4 protein-coding genes are annotated in these 23393 nt (G+C 71.8%); all 4 read right to left on the reverse strand.

Features of this window, described 5'->3' with window-relative positions; all coding sequences use genetic code 11:
• Nucleotides 1-188: 188 nt before the first annotated feature.
• The 4 genes from WBN91_RS25025 to WBN91_RS25040 are packed head-to-tail and all read right to left on the reverse strand — an operon-like array spanning nucleotide 189 to nucleotide 23392.
• Nucleotides 189-3569, reverse strand: coding sequence for a non-ribosomal peptide synthetase (locus tag WBN91_RS25025; protein WP_337726824.1), 3381 nt, complete (start codon nucleotides 3567-3569; stop codon nucleotides 189-191).
• Entirely contained in the window at nucleotides 3563-10867 is a 7305-nt protein-coding gene (locus tag WBN91_RS25030; RefSeq protein WP_337726826.1) for an amino acid adenylation domain-containing protein, read from the reverse strand. The genes WBN91_RS25025 and WBN91_RS25030 overlap by 7 nt, the downstream gene beginning before the upstream one ends.
• The gene (locus WBN91_RS25035; RefSeq protein WP_337726827.1) at nucleotides 10860-15239 is read right to left on the reverse strand and encodes an amino acid adenylation domain-containing protein; all 4380 of its coding nucleotides are present in this window, start codon (nucleotides 15237-15239) and stop codon (nucleotides 10860-10862) included. Before WBN91_RS25035 ends, WBN91_RS25030 begins: the two co-directional genes overlap by 8 nt.
• Complete coding sequence (locus tag WBN91_RS25040; RefSeq protein ID WP_337729404.1) at nucleotides 15224-23392, reverse strand: amino acid adenylation domain-containing protein; 8169 nt, start codon at nucleotides 23390-23392, stop codon at nucleotides 15224-15226. The genes WBN91_RS25035 and WBN91_RS25040 overlap by 16 nt, the downstream gene beginning before the upstream one ends.
• Nucleotide 23393: the final 1 nt, after the last annotated feature.

The following is a 23393-nucleotide window of genomic DNA, read 5'->3' on the forward strand; positions in this document are numbered from 1 at the left end:
TCTTTGCAACCACGCTTCACCGGTTGCAAAGAGGGCCAAAGGGTGGTTGCCTCCGGCAGGCCGTACGGGGGGGAAGGAACCGACGCCCTTCCACCCCCGGGGGCCTGCCGCGCGGCGAGCGCCGCTTTTAATCTTGAGAGCGCGCCAGCGCGTCCCAACAGCGCGCAGCGCGTCCCAAAGGAGCGAAGCTACAACTGGGCTTCCAGATCTTCCGCCGACAAAGCGTCAACCTCCAGGAAGATCTCCGCCACCTGCTCCAACCGCCCCGGCACAGACTCCTCAGCCACCATCCGAGCCGCCATACCCCCCACAGTCAACGCCCCGAACAACGTCCGCACAGTCACCTCGGCCGTGTCCAACGCCTCCCGCACCCGCCCGACAATCATCGTCGCCAGCACGGAATCCCCACCCAGCCCAAAGAACGGGTCATCCACCCCGACCCGCTCAACCCCCAACACCTCAGCCCACACCTTCGCCAACACCTGCTCGACAGCCGAACCCGGGGCCACATAAGAATCAACCTCAGCCTGCCACTGCCCAGCCACAGCCTTGCGATCAACCTTGCCATTAGCGGTCAACGGCATCTCGTCCAGCACAACAACCCGCACCGGCACCATGTGAGGCGGCAACAAGCTGCGCACAAACTCACGCACCTCCTCCCCGTCCACCGCCCCCGCAACAGCCGCCACCAGTTGCGCCCCAGCAACCCCGGCAACCCCTGCCACACCCCGCCGCACCCCGGGGAACTCGGCCAACGCCGCCTCGACCTCACCCAACTCGATGCGCATCCCACGCACCTTCACCTGGTGATCCCGACGCCCCAGGAACTCGACCGTCCCATCCGGCCAGTACCGCGCCAGATCCCCGGTCCGGTACCACCGCCGCCCCTCGAACCCGACGAACCGGTCCGCCGTCCGCTCCGGATCGGCGCGGTACCCGTGCGCCACCCCCGCGCCACCGATCCACAGCTCACCGGTGACCCAGTCCGGACAGTCCCGACCCCGCACGTCCACCACCCGCAGCGCGACGTTCCGCAACGGCGTCCCATAAGGAACGGACCGCCAGTGCGGCGGCACCTCCGTCACCTCGCACACCGTCGAGTGAATCGCGGTCTCGGTAGTGCCACCCAGCCCCACGAACCGGCACGACGGCGACTGCTCGTGCACCCGCCCCGGCAAGTCCGTGCCGACCCAGTCACCACCCAACAACACCGTGCGCAAGCCGGACAACTCACCAGGCCGGGCCGCAGCAAGCAACATGTCCAGCAACGCCGGCACACAGTTGACCAGCGTCACCCCACGACCGACCACCAACTCGACCCACTGCCGAGCGTCCTTCCGCTCGCCCTCCTCCACCAGCACGACCGCGCCACCAGCCGCCAACACCCCGAAGATGTCGTACACCGACAGATCGAACTCCAGCGCCGACACCGCAAGGCACCGATCCCCGGGCCCAACCCCAAACCGCTCGTTCAAATCCTCAACAGTGTTCACCGCCGCCCGATGCGGCACCTCCACGCCCTTCGGCTCCCCAGTCGAGCCGGACGTGAACAGCACATACGCAACATCCTCTTCACCACAACGCACAGGCTCAACCAGCGGCTCAACCTCAGCGGACAAATCCGTCAGCACCACCGAAAGCCCAGCAATACGCCGAATCCGCTCGGCCCGCGCGGCAGGCTGGTCCACCCCGATCGGCACATACCCCGCCCCAGCCGCCAACACACCCAGCACAGCCGCGACCTGGTCCGGCCCCTTGGGCAGACTCACCCCCACCAGGTCCCCGACCCCAACCCCCTTGTCCCGCAAGGAAGCCGCGATCCGCAAAGCCCGGTCCGCCAATTCGCCGTACGTCTGCACCCCATCGCGCCCCCACAACACCGCAGGCGCGTCCGGCGTCTCCGCGGCCCGCGCGAAGAACCCGTCCTGCAACAAGCCCGAACTCCGCGGCCCGTCAGTCGCGTTGACCCGAGCCCGAACCTCCAGCTGACCAGCCGGCAGCACGTTCCCCACCGACCGCGACCACACCTCGTCCCGCTGCCCCAACCCGGTGACCAGGTCCCGGAACGCGGCGAACATCGCGTCCACGACACCAGGCGGGAACGAGCCCTCCCGCACGTCCCAGTTGATCAGCAGACCCTCGTCGACCTCCGTGACCTGCGCGTCGAGCAACACCTGCGGCCCCTGCGAGATGATCCACACCGCCTCGCCGAAGCACCGCCGCACCCGCGCGTCGAACAGCTCGCCCAGGTTCAGCGCGCTGGTGAACACCACCGGCGCCAGCACCTGCTCACCGTGGTGGCGGGACAGGTCGCGCAGCACCTCGACACCGGAGTACGCGGCGTGGGCGGCGTCCTCGTGCATGCGGGCCTGCAACGCCTTGGCGTGCTCGGCGAACGACGCCTCCTCCGACAGGTCCACCTCCAGCAGCACGGAGGAGGTGAAGTCGCCGACCAGCTGGTCCACCTCGGGGTGGGTGCTCTGCCGGTCGAACATGGGCAGGTTCATCAGGAACCGGGGCTGCGCGCTCCACGCCGACAGCGTCTCGGCGAACGCGGTGGCCACCGCCATCGCCGGGGTGACGCCGTGCTCGTGGGCGCGGGCGGCCAGGCGCTTGCGGTCCTCCGGGGCCAGCCAGTGGTGGCGACGGGTCACGCGGGACGACGCGGCGTCCGACAGCGGCAGGTCGGGCGCGGTCGGCAGTTCGGGGACGCGGTGCTGCCACCACTCCCGCGCCTGCGCCCGCTCGGCGGCCTTGGTGACCTCGCGTTCGGCCAGGTAACGCGGGTAGCTGTAGGAAATCGCAGCGGGCTCGTAGTCGGGCTCGTCGTAGAACCGGGCCAGGTCGGCCAGCAACACCCGGTAGCTCAACGCGTCCGCCGCGAGCATGTCGACGTCCACGTGCAGCCGCGCCTTGCCACCCGGCAGGCGGGAGAGCTGGATCTTGAACACCTCGCCGCGCGCCACGTCCAGCCGGGCGTGCGAGGAGGCGTCCCGCAGCTCCTCCAACCGCCGCGCCACCACGTCCTCCGCGGCCTCCCGCAGGTCGTGCAGGACCAGCGGGTCCTGGCGGCGTTCGGGGAGGATGCGCTGGCGGCCGTCGTCGCCGAACTCCGCGCGCAGCATCCCGTGCCGGGCCACCAGCTTGCGCACCGCCGCCGCGAGCCGGTCGGGGTCCAGGTCGGGGCCGTCGAACTCGACGTAGAGGTGGGCGGCGACGGACCCGAGCGCGGCTTCCTCGTCGCGGCCGATCCAGTACGCGTGCTGCATGAGGGCCAGCGGGAACGGCGCGTCCTCGTCCACCTCGACCCGGACCTCGGGTTCGGGCGCGACGCCGGCCGCCTCGGCCAGGATCTCCCGCCAGCCCGCCAGCGTCGGGCGCTTGGCCAGCAGCGCGAAGGGCACCTTGATGCCGCGCCGCCGCCACTGGTTCGCCACCTGCATGAGCTGGATGGAGTCCAGGCCCCACTCGATCAGGCTGTCCTGCTCGGACAGGCCCTCGGCCTCGGGGCCCAACAGGTCGGTGACCTCGCGCAGAAGTTCGCCCGCTGTCGGCTGCTGACTCACCACGTGCCCAGCTCCACTTCGAACTCGTCGATCTCTTCTTCGGAAACGTCCACCAGGGCCGTGTCGCGCGTGGTCGGCGCGCTGCCGGCCAGCGCGGTGCGGAACGACCCGACCAGGCCGGGTTCGTCGGCCCCGACCACCTCCACCCGCAGCTCGTCGCCGATGACGACGGCGTTGACCTCCAACGCCCAGTGCTCGACCTTCGGCGGGACCCGCAGCCACGGCACCTCGGGCGCGGGCGTCCACGGCGACCCGTCGCCCTGGCGCAGCCGGCCGTGGTAGTTGACCACGATCGTCGGCTCCCGCAGACCCGCGAGCGGCCGGACCAGGCCGTAGCCGATGCCGTTGTCGGGCAGCGAGTCCAGCTGGTCCTTCACGTCCCGCAGCCGCATCCCGGGCCGCAGCCGGACCGGGAAGATCGTGGTGAACCAGCCGACCGTGGCGGACAGGTCCACGCCGGGCGCGATGTGCTCCTCGCGCCCGTGCCCTTCCACGGCCACCACCACGTCACCGCCGCGCCCGCGCCACGACTCCAGCGCCTGCGCGAACGCCGACAGCAGCAGCTCCCGCACCCCGGCCTGCTCCGCGCCGTCCGGCAGCGGCACCGAGAACGCGGTGACGTGCCCGCCGCCGCGGGTCAGCACGGGGTCCGCGCCGTCGAGGACGTCCCGCCACAGCCCCGTCTCGCCGCCGCGGTCCTGGGCGGCGAGCAGCTCGGCCCAGCGGCGGAAAGACGTGCCGGTGCGGGTCAGCGGCCGGCCCGCCCAGGCGTCGGCGAGGTCGTCGGTGATGACGCGCCACGAGACGCCGTCCACGACCAGGTGGTCGGCCACGACCAGCACCCGGTCCGGCGCGAACCACACCACCTGGACCAGCCGGTCGGGCGTGAGGCGGTCGCGGGCGGCGAGCAGCTCGGCGTCCAGCCCGCGTTCGGCGCGGCGGACGACCTCCTTGGCGTCGAAGGACTCCTCGGGCACGACCAGCGTGCTGCCGTCCCAGCGGGCGCGCAGCACGTCGTGCCGGTCCAGCACCGCCTGGACCGTGCGGACCAGGCCGTCCTCGGTGAGCCCTTCCGGCGCCACCAGGAGCATCGCCTGGCTCAGGCCGCCCTTGGTCCACCGCATGATCGGCGTCGGCTCGACCCGGCCCACCGGGTCGTCGGCCGCGACCACGGCGGCCGAGGTGAGCGCAGCCAGCGCGGCGGGGGTGCGGTGCTCGAACACCTGCCTCGGCGTGATCACCACCCCGGCCTTGCGGGCGCGGCTGACCAGCTGCACGGACATGATGCTGTCGCCACCCAGCGCGAAGAAGCTGTCCTGCGCGCCGACCTGCGGCAACCCGAGGACGTCGGCGAACAGCGCGCACAGCACGGCTTCGCGTTCGGTGCTCGGCTCCGCTCGACCGGCCAGCGTCGCGAAGTCCGGGGCGGGCAGGGCCTTGCGGTCCAGCTTGCCGCTCGGGGTCAGCGGGAGGGCGTCCAGCTCGACGACCACCGCCGGGACCATGTGCTCGGGCAGCTCCCGCGCCAGCTCGTCCCGGATGTCGGCGCGGCCGACGACGTAGGCGACCAGCCGGTCGTCCCGCACCGCCACCGCCACCTGCCGAACGCCGTCGAGCTTGCTCGCGGCGGCCTCGACCTCGCCCAGCTCGATGCGGAAACCGCGGAGCTTGACCTGGTCGTCGGTGCGGCCCAGGTACTCCAGCGCGTCCCCGGTCCGACGCACGAGGTCACCGGTCCGGTAAAGCCGCTCGCCAGCCTCGAAGGGACTCGCCACGAACCGGGACGCCGTGAGGCTTGGCCGGTTCAGGTAGCCCCGCGCGAGCTGGACACCACCCAAGTACAGCTCCCCCGCCACACCCGGCGGAACCGGGCGCAGGGCACGGTCCAAGACGTAGAGCTGCGTGTTCCACACCGGGCGGCCGATCGGCACCGTGGTGTCGCCGGCACCTTCGGACACCGGCCAGTAGGTCACGTCGACGGCGGCTTCCGTGGGGCCGTAGAGGTTGTGGGTGTGCGGGAGGGCTTGCGCGATGTCCGACGACAAGGCCTCGCCACTACAGATCACCCGCCGCAGACTCTCCGGCCGAGCACCCGACTCGACGAAAGCCCTCAACATCGACGGCACAAAATGCACCGTCGTCACACCCTCACGCTTGATCAAATCAGCCAGATACGCCGGATCCTTGTGACCCTCCGGCCTGGCCACGACCAAGGTCGCACCCGTGATCAACGGCCAGAAGAACTCCCACACCGACACGTCAAAACTCGACGGCGTCTTCTGGAGAACCCGATCACTCGCCGTCAGCCCGTACTCGGCCTGCATCCACAACAACCGGTTGACGATCGCCCGATGCTCCACCACCACACCCTTGGGCCGACCCGTCGACCCAGAGGTGTAGATGACATACGCCGCATCACCCGGCGTCGGCGGGCAAACCTCAGCGGTCTCACCGTCCAGCAGGCCCGGCTCCAGCACGACCGTGGGCTGAGCGTCCTCGATCATCATCGCCAGACGATCAGCCGGGTACGACGGATCCAACGGCAAGTAAGCCGCCCCGGCCTTCACCACACCCAACAAAGCCACGATCAGATCGAGCGAACGGTCCATCCGCACGCCCACAACATGACCCGGACCCACACCACGAGCAGCCAGACGACCAGCCAACTCCGCGGCACGCGCATTCAACTCGGCATAGGTCAAGGAGATGCCCTCGAACACCACCGCCACCGCATCGGGAGTCCGTGCGGCCTTGGTGGTGAGCAGCTCCGCCAGGGTCGTCTCCGGCACGTCGACCACGGCGCCGGTCAGCTCGGCGGGTTCGCCCGGCAGGAGCGCCGACACCCGGGACAGCGGGCGGTCCGGCGCGGCGACCAGGTCGTCCAGCAGGCGCACGAACCGCGCCACCACACCGTCCACAGTGGACCGGTCGAACAGGTCCTCGGCGTAGACCAGCCAGCCGTCCAGGCCGCCGTCGACACCGTGCTCGAACAGGTGGAACGAGAGGTCCAGGCGGGCGGTGTAGAAGTCGACGTGCTGCTCGCGCAGCGACGCCGCGCCGAAGGGCACCGGACCCGCCGGGGCCTGGTTGAACGCGAGCATCACCTGGAACAGCGGGTGCCTGCCCAGCGAACGCGCCGGGTTGAGCGCCTCCACCAGCCGCTCGAACGGCAGGTCCTGGTGGGCGAAGGCGTCCAGGTCGGTGCGGCGCACCCGGTCCAGCAGCTGCCGGTAGGTCGGGTCGCCGGTCAGGTCGTTGCGCAGCACCAGGTTGTTGACGAAGAACCCGACCAGGCCGTCCAGCGCGGTGTCCGTGCGGCCGGCGACCGGCGCGCCGATCGGCACGTCCTCGCCCGCGCCCAGCAGGTTCAGCAACGCCGCCACCGCGGCCTGCACGGCCATGAACACGGTGCCGCCGGACTGGCGCGCCAGGTCCGCCAGTGCCCGGTGGGTGCGCGGCGAGATCCGGAACGGCACGGCGTCACCGGCGTAGGTCGCCTCGGCGGGACGGGGGCGGTCGGTGGGGAGGGTGATCTCGTCGGGCAGCCCGGCCAGCGCCCGGGTCCAGTGGGCGAGCTGTTCGGCGGCGAGGCTCCTGGGGCCGGTGCCGAGCAGGTCCCGCTGCCACAGCGCGTAGTCCGCGTACTGCACCGGCAGCGGGGCCCAGCCGGGGGTCCGGCCGCGTTCGCGTTCGGTGTAGGCGGTGGTGAGGTCGGCGACCAGGCGTTCGGCGGACCAGCCGTCGCTGGCGATGTGGTGGGTCAGCAGGGACAGGACGTGGTGGTCGCCGACCCGGTACAGCCTGGCCTCGAACGGGGGTTCGCGGTCCAGCTCGAACTTCCGGGCGGCGGCGTCGCGCGGGTCGCCGGTGTGGGTGGCCAGGGTCGGCAGGACGTCCAGGACCTGCTGGTAGGGCTTGCCCTCGAACTCCGGGTAGACCGTGCGCAGCACCTCGTGGCGGCGGACCACGTCGGCGAGGGCGAGGGTGAGGGCGTCCACGTCCAGGCGGCCGTCGATGCGGACGGCGAAGGGGACGTTGTAGGTCGCGCTCGGGCCTTCCAGGCGGTAGAGGAACCACAGGCGCTGCTGGGCCGACGACAGCGGGGTGCGGCGCGGGCGGGGCACCGGGGCGAGCGCGGGGCGCTTGCGACCGCCGCCGTCGAGCAGGGTCACGAGGCCGGCCACCGTGGGCGCGTCGAAGACCTCGCCGATGGCCAGTTCGACGCCGAGGTCCGCGCGGACCCGGCCGACCAGGCGCGTGGCCAGCAGGGAGTGGCCGCCGAGGGCGAAGAAGTCGTCGTGCCGGCCGACGCGGTCGACGCCGAGCAGTTCGGCGAACAGGCCGGCGAGGGTGCGTTCGGCGCGGGTGCGCGGTTCTTCGTGGGCGGTCGTGGTGAGCTCGGGTTCCGGTAGCGCCTTGCGGTCGAGCTTGCCGCTGGGGGTCAGCGGGAGGGCGTCGAGCACCACGATCGTCGAGGGCACGAGCTGCTCGGGCAGCGTGGTCGCGACCGCCGTGCGCAGCGCGATCGGATCGAGCGCCGGCCTCCGGCCCCCGTCACCATCATCCCACGCACCACCGACATTCCCGGCGTTGTCGCTGGGGACGACGTAGGCGATGAGCTGTTGGCGGCCGGTGTGGACGGTCGCCGCTGCCGCGTGAACACCCGGGAGTGCCGTCAGTGCGGCTTCGACCTCGCCCAGCTCGATGCGGAAACCGCGCAGCTTGACCTGGTCGTCGGTGCGCCCCAGGTACTCCAGCGCGTCCCCGTTCCACCGCACCAGGTCACCAGTCCGGTAGAGGCGCTCGCCAGCCTCGAAGGGACTCGCCACGAACCGCGACGCCGTCAACCCCGGCCGGTTCAGGTAGCCCCGCGCGAGCTGGACACCACCCAGGTACAGCTCCCCCGCCACACCCGGTCCGACCGGCTTGAGGAACCGGTCCAGCACGTACGTCCCCGTGTTCCACACGGGCCGCCCGATGGGAACCGTGCCCTGGCCCGCGCCTTCCGCCACCGGCCAGTACGTCACGTCCACGGCCGCTTCCGTAGGGCCGTAGAGGTTGTGGGTGTGCGGCAGGGCGCGCCCCAGATCGGACGGCAAGGCCTCGCCGCTACAGATCACCCGCCGCAGACCTTCCGGCCGAGCACCCGACTCGACGAAAGCCCTCAACATCGACGGCACGAAATGCACCGTCGTCACGCCCTCACGCTTGATCAAATCAGCCAGATACGCGGGGTCCTTGTGACCCTCCGGCTTGGCCACGACCAAGGTCGCGCCCGTGATCAACGGCCAGAAGAACTCCCACACCGACACGTCAAAACTCGACGGCGTCTTCTGGAGTACCCGGTCAGCAGGAGTCAGCCCGTACTCATCCTGCATCCACAACAACCGGTTGACGATCGCCCTGTGCTCGACAACCACACCCTTGGGCCGACCAGTCGACCCCGACGTGTAGATGACATACGCCGCATCACCCGGCGTCGGCGGACGCACCTCAGCGGTCTCACCATCCAGCAGACCCGGCTCCAGCACGACCGTGGGCTGAGCGTCCTCGATCATCATCGCCAGACGATCAGCCGGGTACGACCGGTCCAACGGCAAGTAAGCCGCCCCGGCCTTCACCACACCCAGCAAAGCAACGATCAGATCGAGCGAACGGTCCATCCGCACGCCCACAACGTGCCCCGGACCCACACCACGAGCAGCCAGACGACCAGCCAACTCCGCGGCACGGCCATCCAGCTCGGCATAGCTAAGCGAAGACCCCTCGAACACCACCGCCGTCGCATCCGGCGTCCGGTCGGCCTGCGCGGACAGCAACTCCGCCAGAGTCGTCTCCGGGACCTCGACCACGACACCGGTCAACTCGGCGCGTTCACCCTCGTCCAGGAAGTCCAGGTCGCTCAACCGCAGCTCAGGACCCGCCAAGCCCGCCGCCAGCAGGCGCTCCAGGTGGGCCAGGAAGCGGTCCACGGTGGACGCCGTGAACAGCTCCGTCGAGTAGGTCGCCTCGACGCGCATCCGGCCGTCGGTCAGGAACGCCTCCAGCGCCAGGTCGAACTGGGTGGTGTCGTTGTGCACGGTCTCCCAGCTCGCCTCCACCCCGGGCAGCTGGAAGCCCTGCAAGCCCTGGGTCAGGAACAGCAGCATGACGTCGAACAGCACCGACCGGCCCGGCACGCGCGGCGGGCGCAGGCGTTCCACCAGCAGGTCGAACGGCAGGTCCTGGTGGGCGTACCCCTCGGTGCACACCCGCTGCACGCGGGCCACCAGCTCGGCGAAGGTCGGGTCGCCGGACAGGTCGGCGCGCAGCACGAGCGTGTTGCCGAAGTTGCCGATGAGCCGTTCGACCTCGCCGGCGTCGCGGTTCATCGACGCCGACCCGATCGGCACGTCCGTGGCGTCGGTGTACCGGCCCAGCAGGGCCGCGTAGGCGGCGAACACGACCATGAACGGCGTGACGCCCCGGGCCTGCGCGAACTCGCCGATCCGGTCGGTGACCGCGGTGTCGAAGGTGCGGAACCGGCGGTCGCCCCGGTCCGAGCGCAGCGCCGGGCGCGGCAGGTCGGTGGGCAGCGGCAGGTTCTCCGGCATGGGGTCCAGCGCGCGCCGCCAGTGGTCGAGGTCGCGGGCCAGGCGTTCGTCGGTGAACGTCTTGCGCTGCCACACCGCGAAGTCCGCGTACTGCACCGGCAGCGGTTCCAGGCCCGAGGGCTGTCCGGTGGTGTCCTCGCGGTAGAGCGCGGACAGGTCGCGGGACAGGGTGTTGAAGGTGAAGCCGTCCCACGCGATGTGGTGCACGGTGAGCACCAGCACGTGGTCGTCGTCGGCGCGGCGCAGCAGGCGCAGTCGCAGCGGGTGGTCGCGGCGCAGGTCGAACACGTACCCGGATTCGGCGCGCGCGACCTTGCGGACGGTCTCCTCCCGCTCCTCGGGCGCCAGGCCGCGCAGGTCGGACTCGGGCATGGTGACCACCGCGTACGGGTCGACCACCTGGCGTGGCTCGCCGTCGTCGCCGGCGGTGTAGCGGGTGCGCAGGACCTCGTGCCGCTCCACGAGCCGCTGGAACGAGCGGTGCAGGGCGGCGGTGTCCAGCGCGCCGCGCAGCTCGATCGCCAGGCACACGTTGTAGGCGGGGCTGTGCGGCGCGATCTGCTGGAGGAACCACATGCGGGACTGGGCGTAGGACAGCGGCAGGTCGTCGTCGGAGGTCCGCTTCGGGATCTGCGTCGTGCTCGCCAGACCGGCCTGCGCCAGCCGTCGGCGCAGCAGTTCGCGCTTGCGGGCGGCCAGGTCACTCACCAGGGGTCTCCTTCGCGATCAGCGTCAGCGCGGCGAACCACTCGCGCGACAGCTGCTGGATCCGGTCTTCGTCGAACAGGGCGGCCGGCCACTGCCAGTCCGCTTCGAGCACGCCGCCGCGCACCAGCACGTTGAGCACCAGGCAGTACGGGGCGGGCATGGCGTCGTCCACGCCGCCGCCCATCGCGCCCACCTCGGGCGCGCCGGACCACGGTTCGCCCTCGCTCTCCCCGAGGGTGAGCCGGCCGAGGTAGTTGAACTCGATCTGCGGCTCGGGCAACGCGGCCAGCTCGGCGGCCGTGCGGGGGTTGAGGTAGCGCAGCAGGCCGTGGCCGATGCCCTTGTCGGGCAGGGAGAGCTGCTCGTTGACCCGCAACAGTCCCTTGTGGACGCTCGCGGTCAGGTCGCCCGGGTCCACGCGGACCGGGAACACGCTGGTGAACCAGCCGACCGTGCCGGACAGGTCCGCGCCGGGCACGACCGCCTCCTCCCGCCCGTGGCCCTCCAGGGCGAGCAGGAGCGAGGTGTCGGGCGTGCCGCGCCACCGGGACACGGCGTGCGCGAGGCCGGCGAGCAGGACGTCGTCCACGGTGACGCCGTGCCGCGCGGGGACGGTGGTCAGCAGCGCGGCGGTGGTGTCGGCGTCGAGGGATGTGCGGGTGGCGCGCATGGTGGCGCGGGTGTCCACGGCCGGGTCGAGCCGGCGCGTGCCGAGCACGGGGTCCGGGCCGGACAGGACGTCCCGCCACAGCGGGAGCTCCGCGGTCCTCGCGCGCGCCGCCTCGACCAGGCCCAGCGCCCACTCGCGGAACGACGTGCCGACCGGCGGCAGCTCGCGCCCGGCCCACAGGTCGGCCAGCTCGGGCACCAGCACGCCCCAGGACGCGCCGTCCACGACCAGGTGGTGCAGCAGGACCAGCAGGCGGCCGGTGCGGGTGGGGCCGGCGTCGAACCACACGAACCGGACCATCTCGCCGGTCGCGGGCCGCAGCCCGGCCAGTTCGTCCTCCAGCACGGCCGGGAGCAGCTCGGCGATGTCGGCGTGCTCCAGCTCCTCGGCGTCGATCCGGCGGACGCAGGCGTGCGCGTCCACGGCGCCGCGCGGGCGGACGGTGAAGGTGCCGTCGAAGGTTGCCCGCAGCACGTCGTGGCGGTCGAGCAGGGCCGCGACCAGCTCCACCAGCCGGTCCCGGGTCAGCTCGGGCGGCGTGCACAGCAGCCGGGCCTGGCTGAGCCGGTCGTAGGGGGCGTTGTCGTCGAGCCAGTGCAGCATCGGGGTCAGCGGCACCTCGCCGATCCCGGCGTCGGAGTCCCCGACCTGGACATCCTCGCGCGCGACGCGGGCGAGACCGGCGACCGTGCGGTGCTCGAAGACGTCCTTGGGGCTGAACGACAAGCCCTCGCCGCGGGCCTTGCTGACCAGCCGCATGGACACGATGCTGTCCCCGCCCAGCGCGAAGAAGCTGTCGTCCGCGCCGACCTCGGGCAGCCCCAGCACCTCGGCGACCAGGGCGGCGATCCGGCGTTCGCGGTCGGTGGCCGGCGGTCGGGAGGTGGTGGCGGTGTAGTCGGGCGCGGGCAGTGCCTTGACGTCGAGCTTGTCGTTGCGGGTCAACGGGAACCGGTCCACGGCCACGACCGCGGCGGGCACCATGTGCTCGGGCAGGGCGGCGGCGACCCGTTCCCGCAGGCCGTCCGTGCCACTCGCCACGACATAGGCGACCAGCCGCTTGACCCCGGGCACGTCCTCGCGCGGCACCACGACCGCCCGCTCCACGCGGGGGTCGCGCAGCAGCACGGCCTCGATCTCGCCGGGCTCGATGCGGAACCCGCGGATCTTGACCTGGTCGTCCACCCGGCCCAGCAGCTCGATGAGGCCCTCGGCGTTCCACCGCGCCACGTCCCCGGTCCGGTACATGCGGGTGCCGGGCGGGCCGAACGGGTCGGCGACGAACCGCTCCGCCGTGGTGCCGGGCCGCTTGAGGTAGCCGCGCGCCAGGCCCTCCCCCGCCAGGTACAGCTCGCCCTCGACGCCCACCGGGCACGGCCGCAGGTGCCGGTCCAGCACGTAGGCCTGCGCGTTGCCGACCGGCGAGCCGATGCACGGGTTCTCGGTCCGGTCGAAGTCGCACGCGGCCGAGTCGACCGTGCACTCAGTCGGCCCGTAGAGGTTCCACACGGCGAGGTCGGGTTCCTCGCGCAGCGACTTCCACAGCGACGGCGGCACCGCCTCACCGCCCACGCCCAGCACCTTCAACCCGCCGCGCCAGCCGGGTTCGGACGCGACCTGGGCCAGCAGGGACGGCGACAGCTCCACGAACTCGATGCGGTGGTCGGCCAGGAACGCGCGCAGCAGGTCGGCATCGCGCCGGACGTCGGCGGGCACCAGGTGCATCTCGTGCCCGGCGAACATCCACAGCATCGGCTGCCAGGACGCGTCGAAGGCCATCGGCCACGCGTGCGCCACCCGCAGCGGGCGGCCCAGCCGGGCCTGCGCCGGGTCGAACAGGTCGGCGCGGTGGCTGACCAGCAGGTTGCGGATCGACCGGTGCGGCACGACGACGGCCTTCGGCGTGCCCGTCGAGCCGGAGGTGTAGATGACGTAGGCGGGGTGCTCCGGGTGCGGGGCGGTCGGCAGGTCGTCGCCCGGGACGCCGGTGACGTCGGGCAGTTCGGTCAGCACGATCGCCGGGTCGGCGTCGGCGAGCATGAAGTCGATGCGCTCGGCCGGCCACTCCGGGTCCACCGGCAGGTAGGCGGCGCCGGCCTTGAACACGGCCAGCAGCGCGACCAGCATGTCCGGTCCGGCGGGCATCTTCAGGGCAACGATCCGCTCCGGCCCGGCGCCTTGCTCCACCAAGACCCGGGCGACCTGGTTGGCCCGGGTGTTCAACTCGGCGAAGGTCAGGGTGCGGGGCCCGGAGACGATGGCGAGCGCGTCGGGTGTGCGGCGGGCCTGCTCGGCCAGCACCTCCGGCAGGGTCGCGGCGGGCACGTCGAGCACCTTGCCCGTGCCGTAGCGGCGCAGGTCGGCGGTCTCGTCGTCGCCCAGCAGGTCCAGGTGGGTGACCCGAGTGGCCGGGTCGGCGGCGAAAGCCTCGGCGGCCCGGCGGAACCAGCCCGCCACCGACTCCGCCCACGTCCGCGGGAACACGTCCGGGCGGTGCTCGAACACCACCGACAACTGTTCCTCGGCCGCGACCGCGAGGGTGAGCGGGTAGTGCGTGGAGTCCTCGACCTCGACCCGGCTGATGGCGATGCCCGCGTCCCGCTCGGCCGCCGCGACGGCGTCCCGGTCGACGGGGTAGCTCTCGAAGACCACGAGCGTGTCGAACAGGTCACCGTGACCGACCGCGCGCTGCACGTCGGTCAGGCCCAGGTACTGGTGCTCGATCAGCCGGCCCTGCTCGTCCTGCACGGAGGCGAGGGCGTCCAGCAGGGTCCCCTGGGCGCGGACGCGGACCGGGACCGTGTTGATGAACAGGCCGACCATGCCCTCCACGCCCGGCAGGTCGGCGGGGCGGCCGGACACCGTCGCGCCGAACACGACGTCGTCGCGGTTGGTCAGGCGGGCCAGCAGCAGGCCCCACAGACCTTGGACGACCGTGTTCACGGTCAGGCCGTGCTCACGGGCACGGGCGTAGAGGCGTTCGGACAGGTCTTGCGGCAGCTCCAGGCGGAGTTTGTCCGGCCGGGTGGGGGACTTCGGTGCCGCGGGGGCGAGCAGGGTGGGGCCTTCGAGGTCGCCCAGGGCCTCCAGCCACGCTGCCGTCGAGGCGTCCCGGTCGCGGTTGGCCAGCCACACCAGGTAGTCCCGGAAGGGGCGGGGCGCGGGCGGCGGGGTGCCCCGGTAGAGGGCGAGGAGGTCCCCGACCAGCAGGGGCAGCGACCAGCCGTCGAGCAGGATGTGGTGGTTGCTCAGCACCAGCCGGTAGTCGCCGGGTGCGAGCTTGACCAGGGTCATGCGCAGCAGCGGCGGGTCGTCGAGCTGGAACTTGGTGTTGCGGTCCCGCGCGAGGAAGTCGGCGAACTCGTCCTCGGTCAGCTCGACCGACTCCCACGGCAACTCGACGTCCCGCAACACCACCTGGACCGGCTCGTCCACCTCTTCGTGCACGAACGCGGCACGCAGGTTGGCGTGCCGGTCCAGCAGGGCTTGGGCGGCGGCGCGCAGCCGGTCCGGGTCGACGTCGCCGGTGAGGCCCAGCACGAACTGGACCGTGTAGACGTCGTCGGCGGCCTCGTCGTACACCGCGTGGAACACCATGCCCTGCTGCAACGGCGACAGCGGCAGCACGTCCTCGATGGGGTCGGCATTGGGGTGGTCGGCGGTCGGGTGGTCGCCGGTCGGGTCGGTCACTTCTTCCGCCATTTCGCCGCGATCTTGTCGAGTTGGTTCTGCCGGAGCGACACCAGCGGGACGTCCGACGGCGTCAGCCCGGACACCCCGGTCCTGGCCTCGGCGACCAGCGCGTCCAACGCCTCGTGCCACCGGGTGATCAGGTCGTGCGGCACCTGGCCCGTGGAGGACCAGGTGGCCTTGACGACCGGCCCGTCGGACCGGTCCTCGGTGACCACGTCCAGCTCCAGGGGCCGGTGCTGGGTGGTCGGCTCGGGCAGCTTCTCGGGAGCCGGGACCCAGAAGGCGTCCACAGCGCCGACGTCGAACCGGCCCAGGTAGTTGAAACTGATCTCCGGGTCCGGCACAGGTCGGCTGTCGAGCAGCCCGTACCCGATGCCGTTGTTAGGCACAGCACGCAGGCTTTCCTTGACCTGCTTGAGCGTTTCGCCCGGCGTGGTGGCCGGTGTGAGCCGAACCGGATAGACGGTGGTGAACCATCCAACCGTCCGGGACAGATCCGCACCAGGCACCAGATGCTCTTCCCGCCCGTGCCCTTCAAGCGCAACCGTTTCAGGCGTGCCCAACGCGATCGCCAAGGCAGCCAACAACACCTCTTGCGTCCCAGTCCGGAACGCCGCCGGCACCTCCCGCAACAACGCCTTCGCCTGCTCACCACCGATCTCAACCGTCCGCCGCCCCACCGTCAGCACCGGCCGACGCCCCACACTCGCACCGCTCCCGCGCTCCACGCGCGCATCGGTCCCGCGCTCCACCGCCGTGCCGGCCCCGCGCTCCCCCACGCCGGTCTCCAGCTCTCCCGGCGCGGCCGTCCCCTCGCCCGAACCGGCGGAATTGTCGTACCCCTGTGGGACAATGGATACCGGGGGGCGTGGCCCACGGCCGACAGGCCGAACCGGACGCAACGTGCGCTCCCACCAGGCGGCCTCATCCTCCCCCGGCGTCGGCAGATTGCGCGCCCACCAGCGGAAAGAGGTCGGAACCGGGTCGAGCTTCGCCGGATTCCCCTCCCGCCGCGCGGTGAAGGCCTGCTCCAGGTCCGCAGCGAGCACGCGCCACGACACACCGTCGACCGCCAGGTGGTGCAGCACGAGCAGCAGACGTCCGGGCTCGCTCTCCCCCAGGTCGAACCACACCGCCCGCAGCAGCACACCCCCCACCGGGTCGAGTTCCGCGACGGCCCGCTCGTACTCAGCGCGCACAAGGTCGTCGAGATCGCCGTTCACCCGCACGTGGGCGACGCCGGCGGTCACGGATCCGGCGGGCGGCACGTGGAGTGCGTCGTCCACCAGGCGGGCACGCAGCAGGTCGTGGTGGTCGAGCAACGCCTGCACGGCCTCCTCGAACACCTGCGCCCCGGACGCCGCCGGCACGCGCAGCAACGCCGCCTGCGCCATGCGCGGGTCACCGGACTCGGCCCACCACCGCATGATCGGCGTCAGCGGCACCTCGCCCACGCCCAGCGCACGGTCCTCGTCGTGCGGGACCGGCGGTTCGCCGACCGCACGGGCCAACGCGGCGGCGTTCTGGAACTCGAACACCTGCCGCGGCGAGATCCGCAGCCCCGCCGCCCGCGCCTTGCCCACGAACTGGATGGACTGGATGCTGTCGCCGCCGAGCGAGAAGAAGTTGTCCTCCGGCGACACCTTCGGCACCCGCAAGACCTCGGCCATCAGCGCGCACAGGAGCTTCTCGGCCTCGGTCTCGGCGTCCCGGCCGCCGCCCACGGGTTCGGGGGCGGGTTCGGGCAGCGCCTTGCGGTTGACCTTGCCCGAGGGCAACAACGGGAACTCGTCCAGGAACACGAACCGCTGCGGCACCATGTGATCAGGCAACCGCGTCCGCAACCAGCCCCCAAGCCCTTCGACCTCGGTCCCCAGGCAGTACCCGACCAACTTCTTGTCCCGCAACAACACCACGGCCCGCCGAACGCCACCGTGCTGCTCCAGAACCGCTTCGATCTCCTCCAGCTCGACCCGCATGCCACGGATCTTGATCTGGTTGTCCGCGCGCCCCAGGAACTCCAAGGTCCCATCGGCCCGCCACCGCGCCAGGTCCCCGGTCCGGTAGAGCCGTTCCCCGGGCGGCCCGAACGGATCGGCGACAAAGTGATCGGCCGTGCGCCGGGGGTCGTTGATGTACCCACGCCCCAGGTACACGCCCCCCGCGTACAACTCCCCCGGCACGTCCACCGGCACCTGTCGAAGGTGGCGGTCCAGCACGTACAGCCGCGTGTTCCCGTTGGGCCGCCCGATCGACACCGCCCGCCGCATCGCATCCGGTTCCCGGTACACGACGTGACTAACCCCGATAGTCGCTTCCGCAGGCCCGTACCCGTGGTACATGACCGCACCGCTCAACGCCCGGAACCGCTGGAACAACTCGGGCGTAAGGACTTCGCCACCACACCAGACGTGCTTCAACGACCGAGCACGCTCGGCGAACCCGGGCACCTGGATCAGGAGGTCGAGGATCGAGGAGGGCAGGTAGGTGAACGTCACCCCGTGCCGCTCGATCAGCCCGAGCATGTACTCGATGTCCCGCTCACCACCGGGCTCGGCGATGACCACCTTGCCACCGGTGACCAACGGGAGGAACACCTCGTTGATCGAGATGTCGAACCCGAGCGGCGCCTTGAACAGGGCAGCATCCCCAGCCCCGAACCCCAACATCTCGCGCTGCCACAACAACCGGTGCGTGATGGCCCGATGCCGAATCATCGCCCCCTTGGGCGCCCCGGTAGAGCCAGACGTGTAAATGACATACGCCAACCCCTCAGGCTCAACACCCCCACCAGGCTTTCCTCCAGCGCCCGCCACACCAACCGCAAGCTCCGCCCCACTGGCACCCGCCGCAACCGCAGTCCCGCCACCACTCGCCGCGCCAGCCGCCACCTTGGGTTCGCCATCGCCCGCCCCGCCAGTCGCAGAAGCCGCCAGCCCCAACCCTTCGGAACGCGCCGCGATCGCCGCTCCCGCGTTACCCGCCGCTCCCACAGCATCCGCAACACTCGCGCCACCCGCCGCTTCCGCAGCACCCGCAGCACCCGCAGCACCCGCCGGAATTGTCGGTGCCCCGTGGGACAATGGAGACGGGGGCCGGAGGCCGCCCAACTCCACGTGCACCACCGGAATCCCCAGGTCACGCACCGCCTCGTCGTGCCCGGCACCGCTCAGCACCGCCGTCAGCCCGGCACTCGCCGCGACCTCCGCGATCCGCCGCGCCGGCCACGACGGCTCCAGCGGCACGAACGCGCCGCCCGCCTTCTCCACCGCCAGCAGCCCGACGACCAACTCCAGCGACCGCTCCCAGTGCATCCCGACGGTCCGCTCCGGCCCCACCCCGACCGCGACCAACCGATCGGCCAACGCGTCGGCGAGGGTGTTCAGCTCGGCGTAGGTCAACCGCTCGTCGTGGAACTCGACCGCGGGAGCGTCGGGCGTGCGGGCCACCTGCTCCTCGACCATCGCGGGCAGCGTGGTGACCGGGCGGTCCTCCGCAGTGTCGTTGAAGGACGCCAGCTGTGCGCGTTCCTCGTCGTCGAGCAGGTCCACCAAGCCGACCGGGCGGTCCGGGGCCTCGACCAGTGCGGTCAGCAGTCGGCAGAGCCTGCGCGCCCAGCTGTCGACGGTCGGCCGGTCGAACAGGTCTGCCGCGTAGGTGATCTGGCAGTCGTCCGGTCCGAAGTGGAACGCAAGGTCGAACTTCGCCCCGGTCACGCCCGCGTCCAACGGCCGGACGGTCAACCCCTCCAGGCTCAGGTCGGTCGCGGTGACGTCCCGGTGCGACACCATCACCTGGAACAACGGGTGCCGTCCCGGCGCGCGCGGCGGGGCCACGACCTCGACCACCCGCTCGAACGGCAGGTCCTGGTGCGAGAACGCGTCCAAGTCGGTGTCCCGCACCCGGGCCAGCAGCTCGCGGAAAGTGGTGTTTCCGGAAACGATCGTACGCAAAACGATCGTATTGACGAAGAACCCCACCAAGTCGTCCAGCGCGGCATCGGTGCGGCCCGCGACGGGTGTGCCCAGCGGGACGTCCTCGCCCGCGCCCAGGGCCGACAGCAGGACAGCGGTCGCGGCCTGGCCGATCATCAGTTCCGTCACGCCCTGCTTGCGCGCCAACGCCCGCATCCGGTCGGCGAGACCGTCCGGGAACACGACGGTCACGCTGCCGGCCGCGCGGGTCGGGCGCTGCGGCCGGGGCCGGTCGGTCGGGAGCGGGAGTTCCTCGGGCACGTCCTCCAGTCGCCGGACCCAGAACTCGCGCTGGTCCTCGACCGGGATCTCCTCCCGCCACAAGGTGTAGTCCGCATACTGGACCGGCAACGGCGCCCACTCCGGCACGCGGTTCGCCCGGCGCGCGGCGTAAGCGGTGGCCAGGTCGCGCAACAACGGCCGGGCGGACCACTCGTCGGCCGCAGAGTGGTGCACCACCAAGACCAGCACGTGCTCCTCGGGACCGACGGCGAGCAGCGACGCCCGGAACGGGATCTCCCGGTCCAGCCGGAAGGGTCGCCGCGCGGCCTCCGCGACGAACTCGTCCACGTCACGGTCGGTGTGCCGGGCGCACCGGACGTCCTGCGGCGGCTGGACGTGCTGGCCCTCCGCGCTGAGCAGAGTCCGCAGCGACTCGTGGCGGGCGACGACGTCCGTCAGCGCCGCGTCGAGGGCGTCGGTGTCGAGCGGACCGGTCAGGTGCGCGGCGAGCGGGATGTTGTACGCGGGGTCCGGGCCCTCGAGTTCGTAGAGGAACCACAGGCTGCGTTGGGCCGGCGAGAGCGGCACGGTGGCCGGGCGCTGCCGGGGGTGCAGCGGGGGTCGGGTGGTCGTGCCGCCGAGGTGCCGGGCGAGGCGGGCGACGGTCGGCGCGTCGAACACCGCGCGGATCCGGACGTCGACGCCGAGGGTGCGGCGGATGCGGCTCACCAGGCGGGTGGCGAGCAGCGAGTGGCCGCCGTGGGCGAAGAAGTCGTCGTCGCGGCCGACCCGGTCGAGGCCGAGGACGTCGGCGAACAGCTCGGCCAGGATCTCCTCGCGCGGATCGCGGGGCGCTGCCGAGTCGGTGGGGGCTTCGGCGGCCTGCGGCACGGGCAGGGCCTTGCGGTCGAGCTTGCCGCTGGGGGTGAGGGGCAGGGCGTCCAGCACGACGATGGCCGAGGGCACCAACTGCTCGGGCAACGACTCCGCCACCGCACGCCGCAACGCGACCGGGTCCAGCGGCGGGGTCAGGCCGGGCCGCGAGGCCGAGTCCGGCCGCGCACCTGGGCCGAGCGGCGGCGGGCCGAGCGGCGACGCCGGGCCGAGCGGCGACGCCGGGCCGAGCGGCGACGCCGGGCCGAGCGGCGACGCCGGGCCGAGCGGCGAAGCGGAGGCCTGCCGCGCACCCGGGCCGAGCGGCGGCGGGTCCAGCAGCGAAGCTGAGTCCAGCGGCGAGGCGGAGGCCTGCCGCGCGGCTGGGTCGAGCGACGTCGGGTCGAGCGGCGAGTCCGGGTCCGGCTGCGCTGCCGAATCGAGCGACGTCGGGTCCAGCGGCGGAGTTGCGGGGAGTGCCGGCGCGAGCGCCGGCCTCCGGCCCCCGTCTCCATTGTCCCACGGGGTACCGACAATTTCGGGGTCGCGAGGGGCTGTGGGAACGACGTAGCCGATCAGCTGCTGGCGGTCGGTCAGGACAGCGGCGGCGGCTGCGGAGACGCCTGGTTGGGCGGCTAGGGCCGCTTCCACCTCGCCCAGTTCCACCCGGAAGCCCCGCAGCTTCACCTGGTCGTCCGAACGGCCCAGGTACTCCAGCGCCCCGGCCGTCCAGCGGACGATGTCGCCGGTCCGGTACAGGCGGTCGCCTGGGGTGAAGGGGTTGGCCACGAAACGGCTCGCGGTCAGGGACGGGCGGTTCAGGTAGCCGCGGGCCAGCTGGACGCCGGCCAGGTACAGCTCACCAGGAGTCCCGGGCGGGACCGGGCGCAGGTGGCGGTCCAGGACGTAGACCTGGGTGTTCCACACCGGGCGGCCGATGGGGACGGTGCCCTGGCCCGCAGACTCCGACACCGGCCAGTAGGTCACGTCCACCGCGGCTTCGGTGGGGCCGTAGAGGTTGTGGGTGTGGGGAAGCGTTGTGGCGATGTCCGTGGGCAGGGCCTCGCCGCTACAGATCACCCGGCGCAGGGTGGTCGGGCGTGCGCCCGAGTCCAGGAAAGCCCTCAGCATCGACGGTACGAAGTGGACGGTTGTCACGCGTTCGCGGTCGATGAGGTCGGCCAGGTACGCCGGGTCCTTGTGGCCCTCGGGCTTCGCGACCACGAGAGTCGCGCCGGTGATCAAGGGCCAGAAGAACTCCCACACGGACACGTCGAAGCTCGACGGCGTCTTTTGGAGGACCCGGTCCTCAACGCCAAGGCCGTACTCGGCCTGCATCCACAGGAGCCGGTTGACGATCGCACGGTGTTCCACGACGACACCCTTGGGGCGACCCGTCGAACCGGACGTGTAGATGACGTACGCAGCATCGGCCGGGGTGGGCAAGACGGGGTCGGCGAGCTCGCCAGACAACCGCAGTCCCGGTTCCAGGACGACCGCGGGACTTGCGTCCTCGATCATCATGGCCAACCGGTCGGCCGGGTACGACGGGTCCAGCGGCAGGTAAGCCGCCCCGGCCCGGAGCACGGCCAGCAGGGCCACGACGAGGTCCAGCGAACGGTCCAGGCGCACACCGACAACGTCCCCGGGACCCACACCCCGACCCGCGAGGACACGGGCGAGAGCGTCGGCGCGGCGGTGCAGCTCGGAGTAGGCCAGAGTGTCGCCCTCGAAGGTGACAGCGGGGGCGTCCGGCGTGCGGGAAGCCTGTGCTGCCAACAACTCCGTGAGGGTCGTCGACGGGACGGGGTGGGCGGTCGCGTTGACGTCGACGACCACCTGCTCACGCTCGGCGGCCGTGAGGAGTTCCAGGTGCGCCACCGGAAGCGTCGGCGCGGTGGCGAAACGGGTCAGGACGTCCCGTACGCGCTCGAACACCGAGGTCACAGCCTCGCCGTCGAAGCGGGACGGATCGTGGTCGAGGCGCAGGACCAGGGCGTCGCCGGGCACGACGAGGAGCGCCAGCGGGTAGTGGGTCGCGTCGCGCACCTCGACGCCGGACAGCGGCGGGGCCAGGTCCGTGCCGGGGTAGCTCTCGAACACCAGGAGCGTGTCGAACAGCGGCGACCGGCCGGCGGCCTGCTGGATGTCGGCCAGGCCCAGGTGCTGGTGGTCCAGGAGGCGGGACTGCTCTTCCTGCACACGCGTGGCCAAGCCCGCAAGGGTTTCCTCAGGGCGCAGGCGGACGCGGGTGGGCACGGTGTTGATCAGCAGGCCGACCATCGTGTCCACACCCGGCACGTCCGGGTGCCGACCGGACACCGTGGCGCCGAAAACGACGTCGTCACGGCCGGTCAGGGACGCCAGGACCAGCGCCCACGCCGACTGGACCACGGAGTTCAGGGTCAGCCCGTGCTCCCGGGCGACGCGGGTCAAGCCCGCGGTGACGTCCGGGGACAGGGTGTACTCGGCGCGCCGAGGCGAACCCGGTGACGCCGACGAGCCGACCAACGTCGGACCGTCGAGGTCCGCCAAAGCCGAAGACCAAGCGGCAACCGCCGCAGCATTGTCCTGTTTGGACAGCCACGCCAAGTAGTCCCGGAACGGGCGGACCGGGGGCAGGTCTTCGTTGCCGTACAAGGCGAACAGCTCGCGCACCAGCACCGGCGCCGACCAGCCGTCCCACAGCAGGTGGTGGGACGAGATCACCAGCGCGTGCTCGGCACCCGACCGGACCAGGGTGAACCGGACCAGCGGCGGCCGGCCCAGGTCGAACGGCTCCGCGCGCTCCGCGTCCAGGAAGGCCCGGAAGTCCGCCGGCTGGTCCACCACCCGCCACGGCACCTCGACCGCACGCCGCACGACCTGCACGAACTGGCCCGACGCCTGCGTGCGGAACGCGACGCGCAGCACCGCGTGCCGGGCCACGAGGGCGGAAACGGCCCGGTGGAGCCGTTCGGCGTCCACCGGACCGGCCAACCGCAGCACGGTCTGCACCGTGTAGACGTCGGTCCGGTCGCCGAGCAGGGCGTGGAAGACCATGCCCTGCTGGAGCGGGGTGAGCGGGAGAACGTCCTCGACGCTCTTCGACACC

Source organism: Saccharothrix sp. CCNWYY140, assembly GCF_037401995.1.
In the GTDB taxonomy this organism is placed as follows: domain Bacteria; phylum Actinomycetota; class Actinomycetes; order Mycobacteriales; family Pseudonocardiaceae; genus Actinosynnema.